Annotated in this window: 15 protein-coding genes; 8 read left to right on the plus strand and 7 right to left on the minus strand. The window is 67.5% G+C overall.

Translation table 11 applies throughout. The features are described from left to right. Positions 1 to 277: 277 nt before the first annotated feature. Positions 278 to 1,489: a tyrosine--tRNA ligase gene (gene tyrS, locus ABD024_RS00005; protein ID WP_343848404.1), complete on the minus strand. Its 1,212-nt coding sequence runs from the start codon at positions 1,487 to 1,489 to the stop codon at positions 278 to 280. 175 nt (positions 1,490 to 1,664) lie between these two features. On the opposite strand from tyrS, the gene ABD024_RS00010 reads away from it, so the two are divergent. Together ABD024_RS00010 and ABD024_RS00015 are read left to right on the plus strand one after the other, a co-directional pair. Further along, complete coding sequence (locus ABD024_RS00010; protein ID WP_343848406.1) at positions 1,665 to 3,110, plus strand: OapA family protein; 1,446 nt, start codon at positions 1,665 to 1,667, stop codon at positions 3,108 to 3,110. A gap of 13 nt (positions 3,111 to 3,123) precedes the next feature. Then, positions 3,124 to 4,254 carry an anhydro-N-acetylmuramic acid kinase gene (locus ABD024_RS00015; protein ID WP_343848408.1) on the plus strand — a complete coding sequence of 377 codons (1,131 nt, stop codon included), beginning with the start codon at positions 3,124 to 3,126 and terminating at the stop codon, positions 4,252 to 4,254. Here the strand turns inward: ABD024_RS00015 and ABD024_RS00020 are convergent. The 3 genes from ABD024_RS00020 to ABD024_RS00030 all read right to left on the minus strand — a co-directional run bounded on the left by ABD024_RS00020 (position 4,224) and on the right by ABD024_RS00030 (position 6,751). Continuing rightward, complete coding sequence (locus ABD024_RS00020) at positions 4,224 to 4,526, minus strand: hypothetical protein (protein ID WP_343854357.1); 303 nt, start codon at positions 4,524 to 4,526, stop codon at positions 4,224 to 4,226. The genes ABD024_RS00015 and ABD024_RS00020 overlap by 31 nt on opposite strands. A 148-nt stretch (positions 4,527 to 4,674) precedes the next feature. After that, positions 4,675 to 5,991: an AmpG family muropeptide MFS transporter gene (locus ABD024_RS00025; protein WP_425543097.1), complete on the minus strand. Its 1,317-nt coding sequence runs from the start codon at positions 5,989 to 5,991 to the stop codon at positions 4,675 to 4,677. Further along, positions 5,981 to 6,751, minus strand: a complete 771-nt coding sequence (locus tag ABD024_RS00030; RefSeq protein WP_343848410.1) for an exodeoxyribonuclease III — start codon at positions 6,749 to 6,751, stop codon at positions 5,981 to 5,983. Before ABD024_RS00030 ends, ABD024_RS00025 begins: the two co-directional genes overlap by 11 nt. Before the next feature lie 69 nt (positions 6,752 to 6,820). On the opposite strand from ABD024_RS00030, the gene ABD024_RS00035 reads away from it, so the two are divergent. The 3 genes from ABD024_RS00035 to ABD024_RS00045 all read left to right on the plus strand — a co-directional run bounded on the left by ABD024_RS00035 (position 6,821) and on the right by ABD024_RS00045 (position 8,743). Further along, positions 6,821 to 7,315 carry a GNAT family N-acetyltransferase gene (locus ABD024_RS00035; protein WP_343848412.1) on the plus strand — a complete coding sequence of 165 codons (495 nt, stop codon included), beginning with the start codon at positions 6,821 to 6,823 and terminating at the stop codon, positions 7,313 to 7,315. Positions 7,316 to 7,337: 22 nt separating this feature from the next. Continuing rightward, a complete protein-coding gene (gene pyrE / locus ABD024_RS00040; protein ID WP_343848414.1) occupies positions 7,338 to 7,985 on the plus strand; it encodes an orotate phosphoribosyltransferase in 648 nt (215 codons plus the stop codon). Between the two features lie 116 nt (positions 7,986 to 8,101). Beyond that, on the plus strand, positions 8,102 to 8,743 hold the full coding sequence (locus tag ABD024_RS00045) for a DUF4124 domain-containing protein (protein WP_343848417.1): 642 nt from the start codon (positions 8,102 to 8,104) through the stop codon (positions 8,741 to 8,743). Positions 8,744 to 8,815: 72 nt separating this feature from the next. Here ABD024_RS00045 and ABD024_RS00050 read toward each other — a convergent pair whose 3' ends face one another. Genes ABD024_RS00050 through coaBC form a run of 3 tightly spaced genes read right to left on the minus strand, consistent with a single transcriptional unit; the run spans position 8,816 to position 12,849 of the window. Beyond that, entirely contained in the window at positions 8,816 to 11,134 is a 2,319-nt protein-coding gene (locus ABD024_RS00050) for a phosphomannomutase/phosphoglucomutase (RefSeq protein ID WP_343848419.1), read from the minus strand. A gap of 54 nt (positions 11,135 to 11,188) precedes the next feature. Next, complete coding sequence (dut, locus tag ABD024_RS00055) at positions 11,189 to 11,647, minus strand: dUTP diphosphatase (protein ID WP_343848421.1); 459 nt, start codon at positions 11,645 to 11,647, stop codon at positions 11,189 to 11,191. Next, positions 11,644 to 12,849 carry a bifunctional phosphopantothenoylcysteine decarboxylase/phosphopantothenate--cysteine ligase CoaBC gene (gene coaBC / locus ABD024_RS00060; RefSeq protein ID WP_343848423.1) on the minus strand — a complete coding sequence of 402 codons (1,206 nt, stop codon included), beginning with the start codon at positions 12,847 to 12,849 and terminating at the stop codon, positions 11,644 to 11,646. Before coaBC ends, dut begins: the two co-directional genes overlap by 4 nt. Before the next feature lie 97 nt (positions 12,850 to 12,946). On the opposite strand from coaBC, the gene radC reads away from it, so the two are divergent. The 3 genes from radC (at position 12,947) to ABD024_RS00075 (ending at position 16,570) form a co-directional block, all read left to right on the plus strand. Beyond that, positions 12,947 to 13,618 carry a RadC family protein gene (radC, locus tag ABD024_RS00065; RefSeq protein ID WP_343848426.1) on the plus strand — a complete coding sequence of 224 codons (672 nt, stop codon included), beginning with the start codon at positions 12,947 to 12,949 and terminating at the stop codon, positions 13,616 to 13,618. Positions 13,619 to 14,147: 529 nt separating this feature from the next. Further along, on the plus strand, positions 14,148 to 15,860 hold the full coding sequence (gene argS, locus ABD024_RS00070) for an arginine--tRNA ligase (RefSeq protein WP_343848428.1): 1,713 nt from the start codon (positions 14,148 to 14,150) through the stop codon (positions 15,858 to 15,860). After that, entirely contained in the window at positions 15,860 to 16,570 is a 711-nt protein-coding gene (locus ABD024_RS00075) for an SPOR domain-containing protein (protein WP_343848430.1), read from the plus strand. The genes argS and ABD024_RS00075 overlap by 1 nt, the downstream gene beginning before the upstream one ends. Positions 16,571 to 16,573 lie beyond the last annotated feature (3 nt).

The raw sequence follows: 16,573 nt of genomic DNA on the forward strand, positions 1-16,573 counted from the left end.
TCTGCACCCCGCAACGTTTCGTCCCGGGTGAGCCGCCCATTCTACATCGCTTTTCTTGACCGTCAACACCTCGGTGAGGCTTCTTCGAGGTCCCGGCAGTCCGTCTTGCGACGTTGGGCGACTGCGGGCCGCGAATAATACGGGCTGTGCTTTATTTGGCAAGCGTTTCTTGAGAAAAATTTCACGGAATCTTCGCAAACAACTGTAGTGTCACCGAATTTTCTTTTCCCGGACACACCTGCACCCCGCCATGCCTGTCGGCGCAGACGTACCGGAATCAGGCGAGCACGAGCCTCACGCGGGCAAAGTTGCGCTTGCCCACCTGCAGCACGCCCTCGAAGCCGGCGCTGAAGACGCGCTGCGCGTCCTCCACCACTTCGGCGTCGATGCGCACGGCGCGCTCCTTCAACTTGCGATTCGCCTCGGAGTTGCTGGCGGTGAGCCCGGCCGCAGTCAGCAAGGCGGCCAGCCGCATGCCTTCAAGCGGGACCACGACATCGGCCTGCGGCAGCAGCGAGGTATCGCCCTCACCGCGTACGACGGCATGCCAGCCCGCGATCGCCCGCTCGGCGGCAGTCGTGTCATGGAAGCGTGCAGCCAGCTCGCGCGCGAGACGCAGCTTGGCGTCGCGCGGGTTGAGTGCGCCGCTGGCAATGCCCTGCTTCATCCGGGCCAGCTCATCCAGCGACACATCGAAGCTGAGCAGCTCGAACCAGCGCCACATCAGCTCGTCGCCGATCTTCATGGTCTTGGTGACGATGTCGATCGCCGGCTCGTTGATGCCGATGTAGTTGCCCAGCGACTTCGACATCTTGTTGATGCCATCCAGGCCTTCCAGCAACGGCATGGTCAACACGATCTGCGGCGGCTGGCCGTGGTGTTCCTGCAGCGCACGGCCCATCAGCAGATTGAACTTCTGGTCGGTGCCGCCCAGTTCCACGTCCGCCTTCAACGCCACCGAGTCGTAGCCCTGCACCAGCGGATACAGAAATTCGTGGATCGCGATCGGCTGCTGCGCCGCATAGCGCTTGGTGAAGTCGTCGCGTTCGAGCATGCGCGCCACGGTGTGCTGGGCAGCCAGCCTGATCATGTCGGCCGCGGACATCTGGCCGAACCACTCGGAATTGAAGCGCAACTCGGTCTTCTCGCGGTCGAGCACCTTGTAGACCTGCTCGGCGTAGGTCTCGGCATTGGCCAGTACGTCTTCGCGGCTGAGCGGCTTGCGGGTGACGTTCTTGCCGGTGGGGTCGCCGATCATGCCGGTGAAGTCGCCGATCAGGAAAATCACCTGGTGCCCCAGGTCCTGAAACTGGCGCATCTTGTTCAGCAACACGGTGTGGCCCAGGTGCAGATCCGGCGCGGTCGGATCGAAACCGGCCTTGATCCGCAACGGACGACCGCTTTTCAGGCGCTCGACCAGATCCTCCCGCTTGATGATTTCGTCGGTGCCGCGCGCAATCGTGGCCAGCGCCTGCTCAAGCTCGCTCATTGGTTTCTCTCTGATGAAGTGGGCAGCGGCCCGCAATGTGACCGTGCCGTCAACGTTAATTGTGTGTTAACCAGGAATGCGTTGCAAACCCTTGATGCGAAAGGCGTTGACGCCCTTTGCACATGACCGTTATGGTACGCGCAGTTTGTTACTTTGTAGCGCGGGCGTGTACAGCATGGCAGAAGAAAAGCAGGGGGCGCGGCAAACCCGCAAGCAGGCGATCTGTCGCAAGGCACAGCGTCGGCACTCCCACTTCTACGAGCGCCGTGCACACTGGTCGTTCAATCGCTCGGGTGAAATCGAGCCGATCCGCTGGAACCGCGAGCGTCTGGTACTCGCCGGCACCGCACTGCTGATCACGTTGTTGTCCGGCTTCATCATGCCCGCTTGGGCCAGCGCGATGCGCCCCGCGCCCACGCCGGAAGTGCACTCGTTGCTGCCGCTGGCGCTGCCCAAGATCGCGCCGGTCAGCGTCACGGCCGCGACCGTGGACGACTGGCAGGTGGTGCGGGTGCAGCCGGGCCAGACGCTGTCGGACATTTTCACTGCCCGCGGCCTCGACATGACCGATCTGCAGAAGGTGATGGACGCCGCCGCCGGCGCGAAATCCGCCCTGCACAGCATTCGTCCCGGCCAGGAATTCGACTTCCTGCTAGGCAGCGATGGCAGTCTCAAGGGTTTCCGCTTCGATCGCGACCAGGCCAGCCGCGCCACCGTCCGTCTCGACGGCGCGCAGCCCACCGTCGCCATCCAGCAGCGCGACATGGACCTGCGCGAACAGGTGGCGCATGGCGTCATCCGCAGCAGTCTGTATGCCGCCGGCGACCAGGCCGGCATGGATGCGGCGATGGTCGGCAAGCTTGCCGACCTGTTCAAGTACGACATCGACTTCGTGCAGGACCTCCGCATAGGCGACAGCTTCACGGTGATCTACGACGACATCTATCGCGACGGCGTGCGCTACGGCCAGGGCAACATCATCGCGGCCGAGTTCATCAACCAGGGCAAGCGCTACACTGCCTACCGCTTCAAGAAGGCCGACGGCAACTACGGCTGGTACAGCGAGGACGGCCGGCCGATCCAGAAGTCGTTCCTGCGCATCCCGGTCGATTTCACCCGGATCTCCTCGACCTTCAGCTCGGCCCGCATGCACCCCGTGCTCGGCCGCATGCGTGCACACAAGGGCGTCGACTACGCCGCACCCAGCGGCACCCCGATCCACGCGGCCGGCGACGGCGTGATCAAGTACCACGGCTGGGAGCGCGGCTACGGCAACTTCGTGGTGGTCCAGCACGACAAAACCATCAGCACCGCCTACGGCCACATGTCGCGCTTCGTGAAGGGTCAACGTGTGGGCGAACGCGTGCGCCAGGGCGAAGTGATCGGCTACGTCGGCATGACCGGCCTCGCCACCGGCCCGCACCTGCACTACGAATTCCGCGTCAACGGTGTACAGCGCAACCCGCAGACGGTCACGCTGCCGAAGCCCGAGCCGCTGCCAGCCGTGCAGATGGCGCGTTTCAAGGCCGAAGTGGTGAAACCCCAGCTGGCACGGCTGACCGAACTGGACTCCCGCATCCAGCTGGCGCGTGCGAACGCCCCCGCCAACCACGACAACTGAGCATCCGCCGCGCGTGGACGACGCCTCGGCGCTCTACCTCGGACTGATCTCCGGCACCAGCGCGGACAGCATCGACAGCGTGCTGGTCAGCTTCAGCCGCGGCGTACCGCAACTGCTGGCCAGCCACGCGCATCCCTGGCCCACGGCACTGCGTGAACGCATGCTGGCGCTGGCCCAGGGTGAGACCGCGCTGGACCTGGACGCGTTTGGACGGCTGGACGTCGAAATCGGCCACGGCTTCGCCGACGCGGCGCTGCAGCTGCTCGAACACAGCGGCACCCCGACAGCGGCCGTCCGCGCAATCGGCTCGCACGGCCAGACCCTGCGCCACCGCCCCACCGGGACGTACCCGTTTACGCTGCAACTGGGCGATCCCAGCGTGATCGCCGAACGCTGCGGTATCGACGTGGTGGCGGACTTCCGCCGCGCCGACATCGCCGCCGGCGGGCAGGGCGCACCGTTGCTGCCGGCGCTGCACGCGATGCTGCTGGCCCGGCCGGGACACACCCGGGTGGTGCTCAACCTCGGCGGCATCGCCAACATCACCGTGCTCGGCGCCGACAGCCGCGTACTCGGCTTCGACACCGGCCCGGCCAACGGCCTGCTCGATGCCTGGTGCCTGCGCCAGCGCGGCGAGCCGTTCGATCGCGACGGCGCGTACGCCGCCAGCGGCCGCTTCGACGCCGACCTGCTCGACGCCCTGCTGGCCGACCCCTACTTCGCGCTGCCGCCGCCGAAGAGCACCGGCCGTGAGCATTTCCACCTGGCGTGGCTGGCCACACACGCGGCATGCGCTGCGCTGGACCCGGTCGACGTGCAGGCGACCCTGCTGGAGCTCACCGCGCGCAGCGTCGCCATGGCGATCGCGCAACATGCCCCGGAGGCGGACGAAGTGCTGGCCTGCGGCGGCGGCGTGCACAACGGCGCGTTGATGCGGCGGCTGGGCGAACTGCTGGCGCCGCGCGTACTGCTGAGCACATCGCGCTACGGCATCGACCCGGACTTCCTCGAAGCCACCGCGTTTGCCTGGCTGGCACGACAGCGCCTGCTCGGCCTGCCCGGGAACCTGCCGGCAGTGACAGGCGCGCGCGGACCGCGGGTGCTGGGCGCGATCTACTCCGCGCCCGCCGCCGGTTCGCCGTAGCGGATGCGCTCTGGCGCCAGCTGAGTCGGGCGGGTCTGCGCCAGCGCGTGCAGCGCTTCCTGGAACACGCCCTGTTCCGTAGCCTCCCACTGACCTTCGAGCACGGTCAGCGCCTCCGGGTCGCGCAGGCTTTCGCTGAAATGCTGGGCGGCCGAGATGCCCAGGCCATTGCGCAAGGCGTGCAGCATCACGTCATTGATCGAGCACTGGCGCTCCCTGGCCAGCGCCCGGATGCGCTCGGTGAGCAGACTGTCGACGTGCTGCAAGATCATGTCCGGCACAAGCGTCACTCCTTGTTGCACGTGCCCCTGTTGCGCCGGATGTTTGCACAGCCATGGCGAGGCCAGACGTCGCGACGGCGATTCCGTGGATGACTTGGCAGTTTTACTGTGAGCGCCGCCACGCTGCCCGGCTGATCGGCTATGCAGCCGCTTCCGCCGCCACGCGCGCGCGTTCGACGCCGCGGAAATAGCGCCACAGGCAGGCGAACAGCAGCATCGACGGCAGCACCGCCAGCACCGTGATGACGAAGTAGCCGCCGTAGCCGGTGGCCGTGGCGATGCCGCCGGCGAAAAAGCCGAGCAGCTTGCCGGGCAGGTTCACCAGCGAGCTCAGCAGCGCGTACTGCGTCGCGGTGTGCTGGCGGTTGACCAGCGAGGACAGGAACGCCACCGTCGGCGGCCCCAGCATGCCCAGGGTCAGGTTTTCGCCGGAGATCACCAGGGTCAGCACCAGCAGATCGCCCGGATGAGCGATAAGGAACAGGTATAGCAGGTTGCTGCAGCCACACAGCACGATGGTGACGCCGAGCGGACGCCACGCACCCCAGCGCGCCACCGCGGCGCCGCCAATGAACACGCCGACAATGCCAATCCAGATGCCGTAGATCTTGGTGACCGTGCCGATCTCGGTCTTGGAGAAACCCATGTCGCGGTAGAACGGGCTCATGATGCCGCCGATCGTGGCCTGCTCGGGCATCTTGAACAGCAGAAGGAACAGCAGGGTCACCCCGGCCAGGGCCCAGCCGTAGCGACGGAAGAAATCGGCGAACGGATCGATCACGCTCTCGCGCATCGCGTCGCGCCAGCGCGCGGCCCGTATCCGCAGCACGTCCGGCTCGCGCGCCATCAGCGTGGTCGCCAGCGGCACCCCCATCGCGACCGCCATCAGCGCGTAGACCAACCGCCACGGCAGATGGTCGGCCAGGATCAGCGCCACCGCACCGGCCAGCAGCAGGCCGATCCGATAGCCCAGCGAGTAGGTGGCGACCAGCGCGCCCTGTGCCTCGATCGGCGCGATCTCGATGCGGTAGGCATCCACCGCGATGTCCTGGGTCGCGCCAAAGAACGCCACCACCAGCGTGGCCGCCACGAACGGCACCAGCAGCGCCGGCGTCAGCAACGCCATCGCCAGCAGCCCGACCACCACACCCAACTGCGCGAACAGCAGCCAGCCGCGGCGCTGGCCGAGGCGGGCGAAGCCGGGGATTCGCCAGTGGTCGAGCAACGGCGCCCACACGAACTTGAACGCATAGGTCATGCCGGCGCTGGCGATCATCGTGATGTCTTTCAGATCGATGCCGTTTTCCTTCAGCCAGTACGCGAGCGTACCGGCCACCAGCAGGAACGGCAGGCCGGAGGAAAAGCCGAACAGGAACATGGTCCACGCCGCCGGCTGGGCAAACGCCCGCCATACCGACGGCTTCGCCGGCTTCCGCGCCAGCGGCTCAGTCGGCATAGTCGACGGTGTACGGCGCGTGGTCGGAGAAGCGCTGCTCGCGGTAGATCGAGCAATCGCGCAGGCGCTCGCGCAGCGACGGTGTGACGACCTGGTAGTCGATGCGCCAACCCACGTTGTTCGCACGCGCCTGGCCGCGGTTCGACCACCAGGTGTATTCGACGGCGTCCGGCTTGATCGCGCGGAAGCTGTCGACCCAGCCGCGCTGCTGGAACAGCAGATCCAGCCACGCACGCTCTTCCGGCAGGCAGCCGGAGTTCTTCTGGTTGGAGGACCAGTTCTTGATGTCGTTCTTCGTGTGCACGATGTTCCAGTCGCCGCAGATCACGTAGTCGCGGCCACTGGCCAGCCACTGGTCGAAGATCGGCGTGATCCATTCCATCGCCTTGAACTTGAACTGCTGGCGTTCGTCGCCGGAGGAACCCGACGGGAAGTACAGCGAGACCACGCTGAGGTTGCCGAAGCGCGCCTCGATGTAGCGGCCTTCGTTGTCGAATTCGTCCCAGCCCAGTTCGGTCAGCACCTGGTCGGGCTCGCGCTTCGCGTAGATCGCCACGCCGCTGTAGCCCTTCTTGCTGCTGGCGTCGCGGTAGAAGCAATGGTGGCCGTCGGGTCGGAACATCGCGTCGGTGAGCTGATCTTCCTGCGCCTTGGTCTCCTGCAGGCAGACCACGTCGGCGTCCTGCTTGCGCAGCCAGTCGAACACGCCCTTGGTCGCGGCCGAGCGGATGCCGTTGGCATTGAGGCTGATGATGCGCATGGACTCTCCCGATCTCGTGATGGGTGATCATAACAACCACGGCACCCCGCCACCGCCATGGAAGCGAACATGCCAATCACTGTCGCCATCCGCGTCGTTCCGGTCGACGATGCGCTGCGTCCGAGGCTGCTGGGCCTGCACGTACTGCCGGCCCAGCGCGACTGGGTCGGCGCGATCGCCGACCTGCTGGCCGACGTGACGCTGTGTCCCGGTAGCGAAGCGATGGCGATCCTGCACGGTGACACAGCCATCGGCTACTACCGCATCGAACCCACGCCGCGCAGCGTGACCGGGCGCGATCTCGAACTGCCGTCGCTGGGTCTGCGCGGGTTCTTCATCGATGCCGCCTGGCAAGGCCGCGGCCTGGGTCAACTGGCGCTGCAGGCAATGTTCAGCGACCTCGCCCGGCGTCACCCCGCCGCGCGCCAGCTGGCGCTGACGGTCAACCGCAGCAATCACGCAGCCCTGCGGCTGTACCTGCGCGCCGGCTTCAATGACAGCGGCGAGCTGTACCATGGCGGGCGTTCCGGCCCGCAGCACCTGCTGCTGCGACCGCTGCCCTGACCCCACCGTTTGCGAGAGACCCGTGCACGACTACCAGCGCGACTTCATCGAACTCACCCTGCAGCGCGAGGTGCTGCGCTTCGGCGATTTCACCCTGAAGTCCGGCCGCCACAGCCCGTACTTCTTCAACATGGGGCGGATCGACTCCGGCGCCGCGCTGGCCCAACTCGGCCGCGCCTATGCCGCCGCCGTAGTGAACGCCGGCATCGCCGTCGACATGCTGTTCGGCCCCGCCTACAAGGGCATCGCGCTGGCCGCCGCCACCGCGATCGCGCTGGCCGATGGCCACGGCCGCGACCTGCCGTGGGCGTACAACCGCAAGGAGGCGAAGGATCACGGCGAGGGCGGCGTGCTGGTCGGCGCCCCGCTCAAGGGCCGCGTGCTGATCGTCGACGACGTGATGACCGCCGGCACCGCGGTGCGCGAATCGCTGGCGCTGATCCGCGCGCATGGGGCCGAACCGGCCGGCGTGCTGATCGCGCTGGACCGGCAGGAGCGCGGCCAGGGCGAACGCTCGGCCGCGCAGGAAGTGGCCGCCGACTACGGCATCCCGGTGATCGCGATCACCGCCCTCGACGACGTGCTGGCATACGCCGGCGAGCGGCCGCAACTGGCCGCCGAGCATGCACGCCTGCTGGCCTACCGCGAGCGCTACGGGGTTCAGCGCTGAGTTCACCGTTTGGCCGATAGACTCTGGCGAACCCGGTCACACTGCCGCCGCGGCCGTCGGCGCGGAGCTAGGCAGCGCGACGGCGGTCGCTATACTGGACAACGAGAGAGGAATCCATGCGCAAACCATTGCTCGTCATTGCTGCTGTCGTACTGGTCGCGAGCCTCTCGGCGCACGCCCAGAACACCGGCAACATCCGTTACAAGTGGTACGACGGGCAAGGCCTGATGCACTTCAGCGACAGCCTGACCGCCGAAGCGATGAAGTACGGCTACGACCTGGTCAACGACCGTGGCATGGTGGTGCAGCGCGTACCGCGCCAGTTGAGTGCCGCCGAACGCGCCGCCGCCAACAAGCTGGCTGCCGAACAGGCGGCCAAGCAGCGCGCCGCGCAAGAGCGCGCGAACGCCGACACGCAGATGCTGGCGGCCTATCCGGACGAGGAGTCCTACCAGATCGCGCTGCAGCAGACGCTGGACACCAGCGACCAGCAGATCCACACCACCCAGATCAACCTGCGCAGCCAGGAAAAAGCCCTGACCGATCTGCTCGGCCGCGCGGCCGACCTCGAGAATGCCAAGAGCCCGGTGCCGAAATTCCTGGTCGACAGCATCGCGCAACAGCGCAACGTGGTCGCCGCCCTGCGCAATACGCTGCGCCGCCAACAGGCCTTGCGCGCACAAACCGTACAACAGCAGGTCGGGCAGCTGGCGCGCTACCGCGAACTCAAGGCGGCGCAGGAACAGCCGGCGGAGTAGGGCAGTTCTGCGGCGATGTGAGCCCCATCATCCGCCGGAGTGAACTTCGATATCTTGTCGAAGCCCGCGATGTCAGAAGGGCAGCTTCAGCCCGCGATCCACCGCCAGCAGCTGCTGGCGGAAGATCTGCTGGATCCGCTTCAGCGCAGTCGGGTTGTCCGCCTCGAAACGCAGCACCAGCACCGGCGTGGTGTTTGACGCGCGCACCAGCCCCCAGCCGTCCGGCCAGTCCGCGCGCACGCCGTCGATGGTGATCAGGGTGGCGTCCTCGAAGTTGGCCTGCTGGCGCAGCTTGTCCATGAAGCGGTAGTGCTCGCCCTCGGCTAGTTCGACCTTCAGTTCCGGCGTGGAGACGCTCTTCGGCAACGTCGCGAAGATCTCCTCCGGGCTGCGCCCCTGCAGGTCGCCGGCGAGGATCTCAAGCAGCCGCGCAGCGGCGTAGACACCATCGTCGAAGCCGTACCAGCGCTCCTTGAAGAAGAAATGCCCGCTCATCTCGCCGGCCAGTTCGGCGCCGGTCTCGCGCATCTTCGCCTTGATCAGCGAATGCCCGGTGCGCCACATCAGCGGACTGCCGCCGGCATCCAGGATCTGCCCCTTCAGGTGGCTGGTGCACTTCACGTCGTAGATGATCGTGGCGCCGGGCTGGCGCGACAGCACGTCGCGCGCGAACAGCATCAGCAGGCGGTCCGGATAGATGATCTCGCCGGCCCGGGTGACCACGCCGAGGCGGTCGCCGTCGCCGTCGAACGCCATGCCCAGGTCGGCGCCGGTCTGCCTCACCGCGTGGATCAGGTCCTCCAGGTTGGCCGGATCGGACGGGTCCGGGTGATGGTTCGGGAACGTGCCGTCGACGTCGCAGTACAGCGGGATCACCTCGCAACCGACGCCTTCCAGCACTTGCGGTGCGATCGCGCCGGGAATGCCGTTGCCGCAATCGACCACGACCTTCAGGCGGCGCTCGGCGAGCACGTCGGCAACGATTTTCTCGATGTAGTCCGGCGCCACGTCGACCTGGCGCAGGCCGCCACCGCCGCCGCTCGCCAGCGCGCCGCTGGCGATGCGCTGGTACAGGTCCTGGATCGTCCCTTCGGACAGCGTCTCGCCGCCGACCACGATCTTGAAACCGTTGTAGTCCGGCGGGTTGTGGCTGCCAGTGACGGCCACGCCGCAGCCGGTGTTGAGGCGGTAGGCGGCGTAGTACACCACCGGCGTCGGCACCGCGCCGATGTCGATCACGTCCACGCCGGCTTCGCGCAGGCCGTCGGCCAGCGCCCCGGCCAGTTCCGGCCCGGACAGGCGGCCGTCGCGGCCGACCACGATCTCGCGCAGGCCCTTCTCGCCCATCAGCGTGCCGATCGACTGGCCGAGCGCGCGCGCCACGTCCTTGTTCAGGGTCTTGCCGACCACACCGCGCACGTCGTACGCGCGAAAGATGGTCGGGTCTACGCTGACCGCCGCGGCGACCGGCGGCGCGACCGGCGCAGGCGGCCGGACGCGGACCGCGGTGGCCTTGCGGACTTCGACCGGTGCTTCGGGCTGTTCCGCCTCGGACGGCGCCGGCACCTGCAGATGGCGCAGGCGCAGCCACAACAGGTAGCCACCACCGCCAAGGCCGAACAAGGTCAGCAAGCCGCTCAGCAGCCACGAACGTGGCAACACGATGAAGGCGCCCGGCAGACCGGCGCCGACACTGAACACGCTGCCCGCGATCGGCTTGCCGGCCGCTTCGGCTTCGGCCGAGGTGGTGCCGTGCGAGAACAGTTGCACGTAGCCGCGATCGTCGCCCTGGCGCAGGTCGAGCCGGCCGCCGGCCGGTGAAATCGCGTCGAAACGCTGCCGCAGCGGAGCGAACGGCAACTCGACCCAGGCCCAGGCCTGGGCTTGCTGCGGCGGCCCCAGCGGAATCACCAGGCTCAACCGGCGATCGCCATTGCCGTAGGAGACGCTTTGCACCAGCGGCACGCCTTCGGCGCTCTGCGCGGCCATCAGCTGGGCCGCCTTGGCGTAGCCGAACTCGCGGTAGTTGGCCTTGAGCACCTCGTTGAGGTCGCCGCTGTACAGCTCCAGCTTCTTCGCCTGCGGCAGTTGCTGACGCAGCGCCGCGGCAGATTGCACCGGATCGCTCATCAGGGTCGCCGGGTCCACGCCGGCCAGTACGTTTTCGACCGCGCCGCGCTGGCTGGCGATTTCCTGGGACAGCGCCTTGACGGCCTGGTCCTGGGCCATGTGCACGCGCTGGATCGCATTGCCTTCGTCGGCAATCAGCCAGGTCTGCCACGCGCAGAACAGCCCCAGCAGCAGCAGCACGGTGCCGCCGGCCAGCGGCAGCAGAGCCTGCCAGTCGACCTGCAGACCGCGCAACCGTTCTTTCGCGATGTTCAACGCCATATCCCGCCCCCGCAGCTGCAGGCCGGCCCGATCCGCTCGGGCCAGCCCCTCTGATTATTGGATGCCGGTCGAGCCGAAGCCACCGCCGCCGCGCTGGCTGGGCGCGAAGTCGCTCACGATGTTCAACCGCGCCTGCGCCACCGGCACCAGCAGCAACTGGGCGATGCGGTCGCCCACCGCGATGGTGTACGACTGGCTGCCGCGATTCCAGCACGAAATCATCAGCGGACCCTGGTAGTCGGCATCGATCACCCCGACCAGATTGCCCATTACCAGCCCGTGCTTGTGGCCCAGCCCCGAGCGCGGCACGATCAGCGCGCACCAGCCCGGGTCGCCGATATGGATCGCGATGCCACTGGGCACCAGTGCGCTTTCGCCCGGCGCCAGGGTCAGCGGCGCGTCCAGGGCGGCGCGCAGGTCCATGCCGGCGCTGCCCGGCGTGGCGGCCTGCGGCAGCGGGATGCTGTCGCCGAGACGCGGATCGATGATCTTCAGCTCGACGTCGATCGTCATCCGCGCGTCGCCCGGTAGCGTGCGGCCACGTGGGCGACCAGCTGGCGCGCCAGCTCGGCTTTCGATGTCCGCGGCAACTCGACGGCGCCGTCGGCCCAGTACAAGGTCAACGCATTGTCGGCCGCCTCGAAACCGAGACCGCCGCCGACCTGGTTTGCCGCAATCATGTCCAGCCCCTTATGGCGCAGCTTGCCCTGCGCATAGCTCGCCACATCATGCGTCTCCGCGGCGAATCCGACCAGGAACGGGTGCGCGGTTTGCGCCGAAAGGCTGGCCAGGATGTCCGGGTTCTCGCCGAGGAGCAGGGTCAGCTCGCTGCCGTCATGCTTTTTCAGCTTCTGCGCGGACACTTCCAGCGGACGGTAGTCGCCGACCGCCGCCGCGCCAACATAGATATCGGCCTGCGCGGCAGCGGCCAGCACCGCGGCATGCATCTGCGCCGCGCTGCGCACATCGACGCGGCGCGCCACACCGGCTGGCGTGGCCAGATTCACCGGCCCGGCCACCAGGGTCACTTCGGCACCGGCCTGGGCGGCCGCTTCGGCCACCGCGAAACCCATCCGGCCGGAACTGCGGTTGCCGATGAAGCGCACCGGGTCGATGTCCTCGTAGGTCGGGCCGGCGCTGACCAGCACCTTCAACCCGGCCAACGATTGACTACCGAACGAGGCCGCCAGCGCATCGCGCAGCTCATGCGGTTCCAGCATGCGGCCGCTGCCTACATCGCCGCAGGCCTGGTCGCCTACCGCCGGCCCCAGCAGCTGCGCGCCGTGCTGGCGCAAGGTGGCGATATTCGCCTGCACCGCCGGGTGCGCCCACATCTGCTGGTTCATCGCCGGCGCCAGGTACAGCGGCGCGGCGCTGGCCAGGCACAGCGTGGTCAGCAGGTCGTCGGCCATGCCGTGCGCGAGCCGCGCCAGCAGGTCGGCGCTGGCCGGCGCCACCAGGATCCGTTCGGCCCAGCGCGCCAGTTCGATATGCCCCATCGCGGCCTCGGCCTGCGCGTCCCACAGGCTGACCCGCACGGCTTGGCCGGACAGCGCCTGGAACGTGGTCGGGCTGACGAAGTGGGTGGCACCCTCGGTCATCACCACGCGCACCTCGGCATCGAGATCGCGCAGGCGGCGAACCAGTTCGCAGGACTTGTAAGCGGCGATGCCGCCCGACACTCCGAGCAGGATGCGGCGTTGGGCAAGACTCATGTAAGGCGGGCCTGACAATCGGGCAGAGGCCTAGCTTACCGGATTCACTCACCGGCACCGCTGTCCAACGAAGGCGCCGTCGGGCAAGTTGGGGGGCATGAGCATCCGCGACTGGCCCGAAGGCGAACGCCCCCGTGAAAAACTGCTGGCGCGCGGCAGCAGCGCGCTATCCGACGCCGAGCTGCTGGCGGTGCTGCTGGGTAGCGGCAGCCGCGGCAAGGACGCGCTCGCGCTGGGTCGCGAACTGCTGAACACCGCCGGCAGCCTGGGCGCGCTGCTCAGCCGGACCGAACAGCACATTCGCGTCGGCGGACTGGGACCGGCCAAGCGTGCACGCATCACCGCCGCGCTGGAGCTGGCCCGACGCAGCCTGGCCGAACAGCTGCAGGAAAAGCCCAGCCTGGGCAACCCACGCGACAGCGGCGACTACCTGCGCGCGCGTCTGCGCCACCTGCCGTACGAGGTATTCGGCTGCCTGTATCTGGACAACCGCCACCGCGTGCTGGCGTTCGAGGAGCTGTTCCGCGGCACCGTCGACGGTGCCAGCGTGCATCCGCGCGAAGTGGTGCGGGCGTGCCTGCAGCACAATGCCTGCGCAGTGATCTTCGCTCACAACCACCCCTCCGGCGTGGCCGAACCCAGCGCCGCCGACCGCGCGATCACCCACGAGTTGCGCGATGCGCTGCAACTGGTCGGCGTGCGCGTGCTGGATCACCTGGTGATCGGCAGCGGCGAGCCAGTGTCGATGGCGGCCCGCGGCCTGATCTGAGAGCCCGTTCACGACCTCCGAGCGGCTCGCGGGCAAAAAAACGGCGTGGCACGAGCCACGCCGCGAGGCCGATTGGGGAGGTGGGGAGAGCGGCATCCCCGGTTGCCATGGCATGGAGGGGAGTTCATGTCTTGGCGCGGTCAGTGTCGCAGCGCCGCATGTCAAACCGATGACATCCACGCTCCCCCGGAACCCCCACCAAGTCGCAACAACTTATGCACATGACAGTGGTACCGGTACTTGCCGCACCTATCGGGACCTTGACTCTAAGTTGATGCCATAATTTGCTGATATTAATTAACAATTTCTTGCGAAAATCAGATTTACGGCACTTCCGGGCGCACGCCAAATCGCCGGTCGGCGCTTTCCCCACAGACTTATCCACAAGACGGCTCGCCGCGGCGCATCAAAATCCGGCCACGATCAGGCCACCCCGACTGGCCCACGCCGCGACGCCCCATCCCAACGCGTTTCGCCGGCAAGGCGGTCTGTTAGGATTGGCGGTTCCATCACGAAACCGACCCCACCTGTGAAAGAACAGCTGCGCGAACTGGTGCTGCAGGCGATCCAGACCCTGCAAGATGACGCCACCCTGCCCACCGACCTCAGCCTGCCCGGCTTCGTGATCGAGCGCGCGCGCAGCCGTGAACACGGCGATTTCGCCAGCAACGTGGCAATGCTGCTGGCCAAGCATGTCCTGAGCCACGCCGAAGGGGCGGTGCGCGCCAAACCGCGCGAGCTGGCGGAGAAGCTGGTCGCCGCACTGCCGACGAATACCCTGGTGGAGAAGGTCGAGATCGCCGGTCCCGGCTTCATCAACTTCTTCCTCGCCGCCGGTGCGTACCACGCCGAGGTACGCCGGATCATGGCCGAAGGCGACGTCTACGGGCGCAGCACCAGCGGCAACGGCAAGACCGTCGGCGTGGAATTCGTCTCGGCCAACCCGACCGGCCCGCTGCACGTGGGCCACGGCCGCGCCGCGGCGATCGGCGACTGCCTGAGCCGCCTGCTCGATGCCACCGGCTGGAACGTGAAGCGCGAGTTCTACTACAACGACGCCGGCGTGCAGATCGCCAACCTGGCAATTTCGGTGCAGGCACGCGCCCGCGGGATCACCCCGGACGACAGCAGCTGGCCGGAAAACGGCTACCGCGGCGACTACATCGCCGACGTGGCGCGCGCCTATCTCGACTGCGAGGCGGTCGTCGCCGACGGCGAGACGGTGATCGCGGCCGGCGACGTCGACGACCTCGACGCGATCCGCCGCTTCGCCGTGGCCAGCCTGCGCCGCGAGCAGGATCTGGACCTGCAGGCGTTCGGCGTGGGCTTCGATACCTATTTCCTCGAATCGTCGCTGTACAGCGACGGCAAGGTGGAGGAGACCGTGCGCGAGCTGATTGCGCACGGCCACACCTACGAGGACGGCGGCGCGCTGTGGCTGCGCACCACCGATTTCGGTGACGACAAGGACCGCGTGATGCGCAAGTCCGACGGCACCTACACCTACTTCCTGCCCGACGTGGCCTACCACCTGAGCAAGTGGCAGCGCGGCTATGAACGCGCGATCACCGAGCTGGGTTCGGACCATCACGGCTCGCTGGCGCGGGTGAAGGCCGGCCTGCAGGCGCTCGATTGCGGCATCCCGAAGGGCTGGCCGGAATACGTGCTGCACCAGATGGTCACCGTGATGAAGGGCGGCGAGGAGGTGAAGATCTCCAAGCGCGCCGGCAGCTACGTCACCCTGCGCGACCTGATCGACGAGGTCGGCAAGGACGCCACGCGCTATTTCCTGATCTCGCGCAAGTCCGACTCGCAGCTGGTGTTCGACATCGACCTGGCGCGCTCGCAGTCGAACGACAACCCGGTGTACTACATCCAGTACGCACATGCCCGCGTCTGCAGCGTGCTGCGCCAGGCGCCGGAGAAGGGCTTCACGGTCGACCTGACCGACGGTCTCACCCACCTGGCGCGACTGGACACCGAACACGAACAGATCCTGCTCACCGAGCTGTCGAAATACCCGGAACTGGTCGAGGCGGCGGCGGCGAACCTGGAGCCGCACTTGGTCGCGGCGTGGCTGCGTGAACTGGCCAACGCGTTCCACACCTATTACAACTCGTACCAGTTCCTGGTCGAGGATGCCGAGCTGCGCAACGCGCGCCTGGCGCTGGTGGTGGCGACCCGCCAGGTGTTGAAGAATGGTCTGGACTTGTTGGGCCTCGGCGCCCCGGAGAAGATGTAATGGCAGCACGCAAGGGCAGGGGTCGGCAGGCCGTGCGCAACGGCAGCAATGGTTTCCCGGGCTGGGGTTACGCGGTCATCGGCCTGGTGGCCGGCGCGATCCTGATGGCCGTGATGATGCGCGGCAGCCTGCTGACCAGCCTGCGCAAGGCCGACGGCCCGCAGGCGAATCCGCAGGCCACGGCCGAGCGCGGCAGCGCGCCGGGCGTACTCGAGTCGACCGGCGACAACGCACCGAAGAAGCCGCAATTCGACTTCTACTCGGTGCTGTCGGAGAAAGAAGTGCGCATCCCCGACGCCGAGATCAGCGCGCAAGCGCGCGTCGAGCAGCAACAGAAACAGCAACAGGCGGCCCAGCTGCAGGCACAGCAGGCTGCCCAGGCGGCACCGACGGTGGCGCCGGCCAATGCGCCGGCCGCGGTCAGCCAGGACGTCACCGCCGCACCGGCCACTGCCGTACCGCAACCCGGAGCCGGCAGCGGCTACCTGCTGCAGGTCGGCGCCTTCCCGAACGCCGCCGACGCGGAAACGCTGAAGGCAAAACTCGCGTTGCAGGGCTTCGTCGCCAACGTGCAGTCGGTCAACATCGGCGGACAGACCTACAACCGCGTGCGCCTCGGCCCGTTCCGCTCGGCCACCGAGCTGGAGTCGACCAAGCAGCGCCTGGCCGGTGCCGGCATCAATGCGATCGCACTAAAGGAAGGCCGCTGAGCC

It is taken from the genome of Rhodanobacter soli, from assembly GCF_039523495.1.
In the GTDB taxonomy this organism is placed as follows: Bacteria; Pseudomonadota; Gammaproteobacteria; order Xanthomonadales; family Rhodanobacteraceae; genus Rhodanobacter; species Rhodanobacter soli.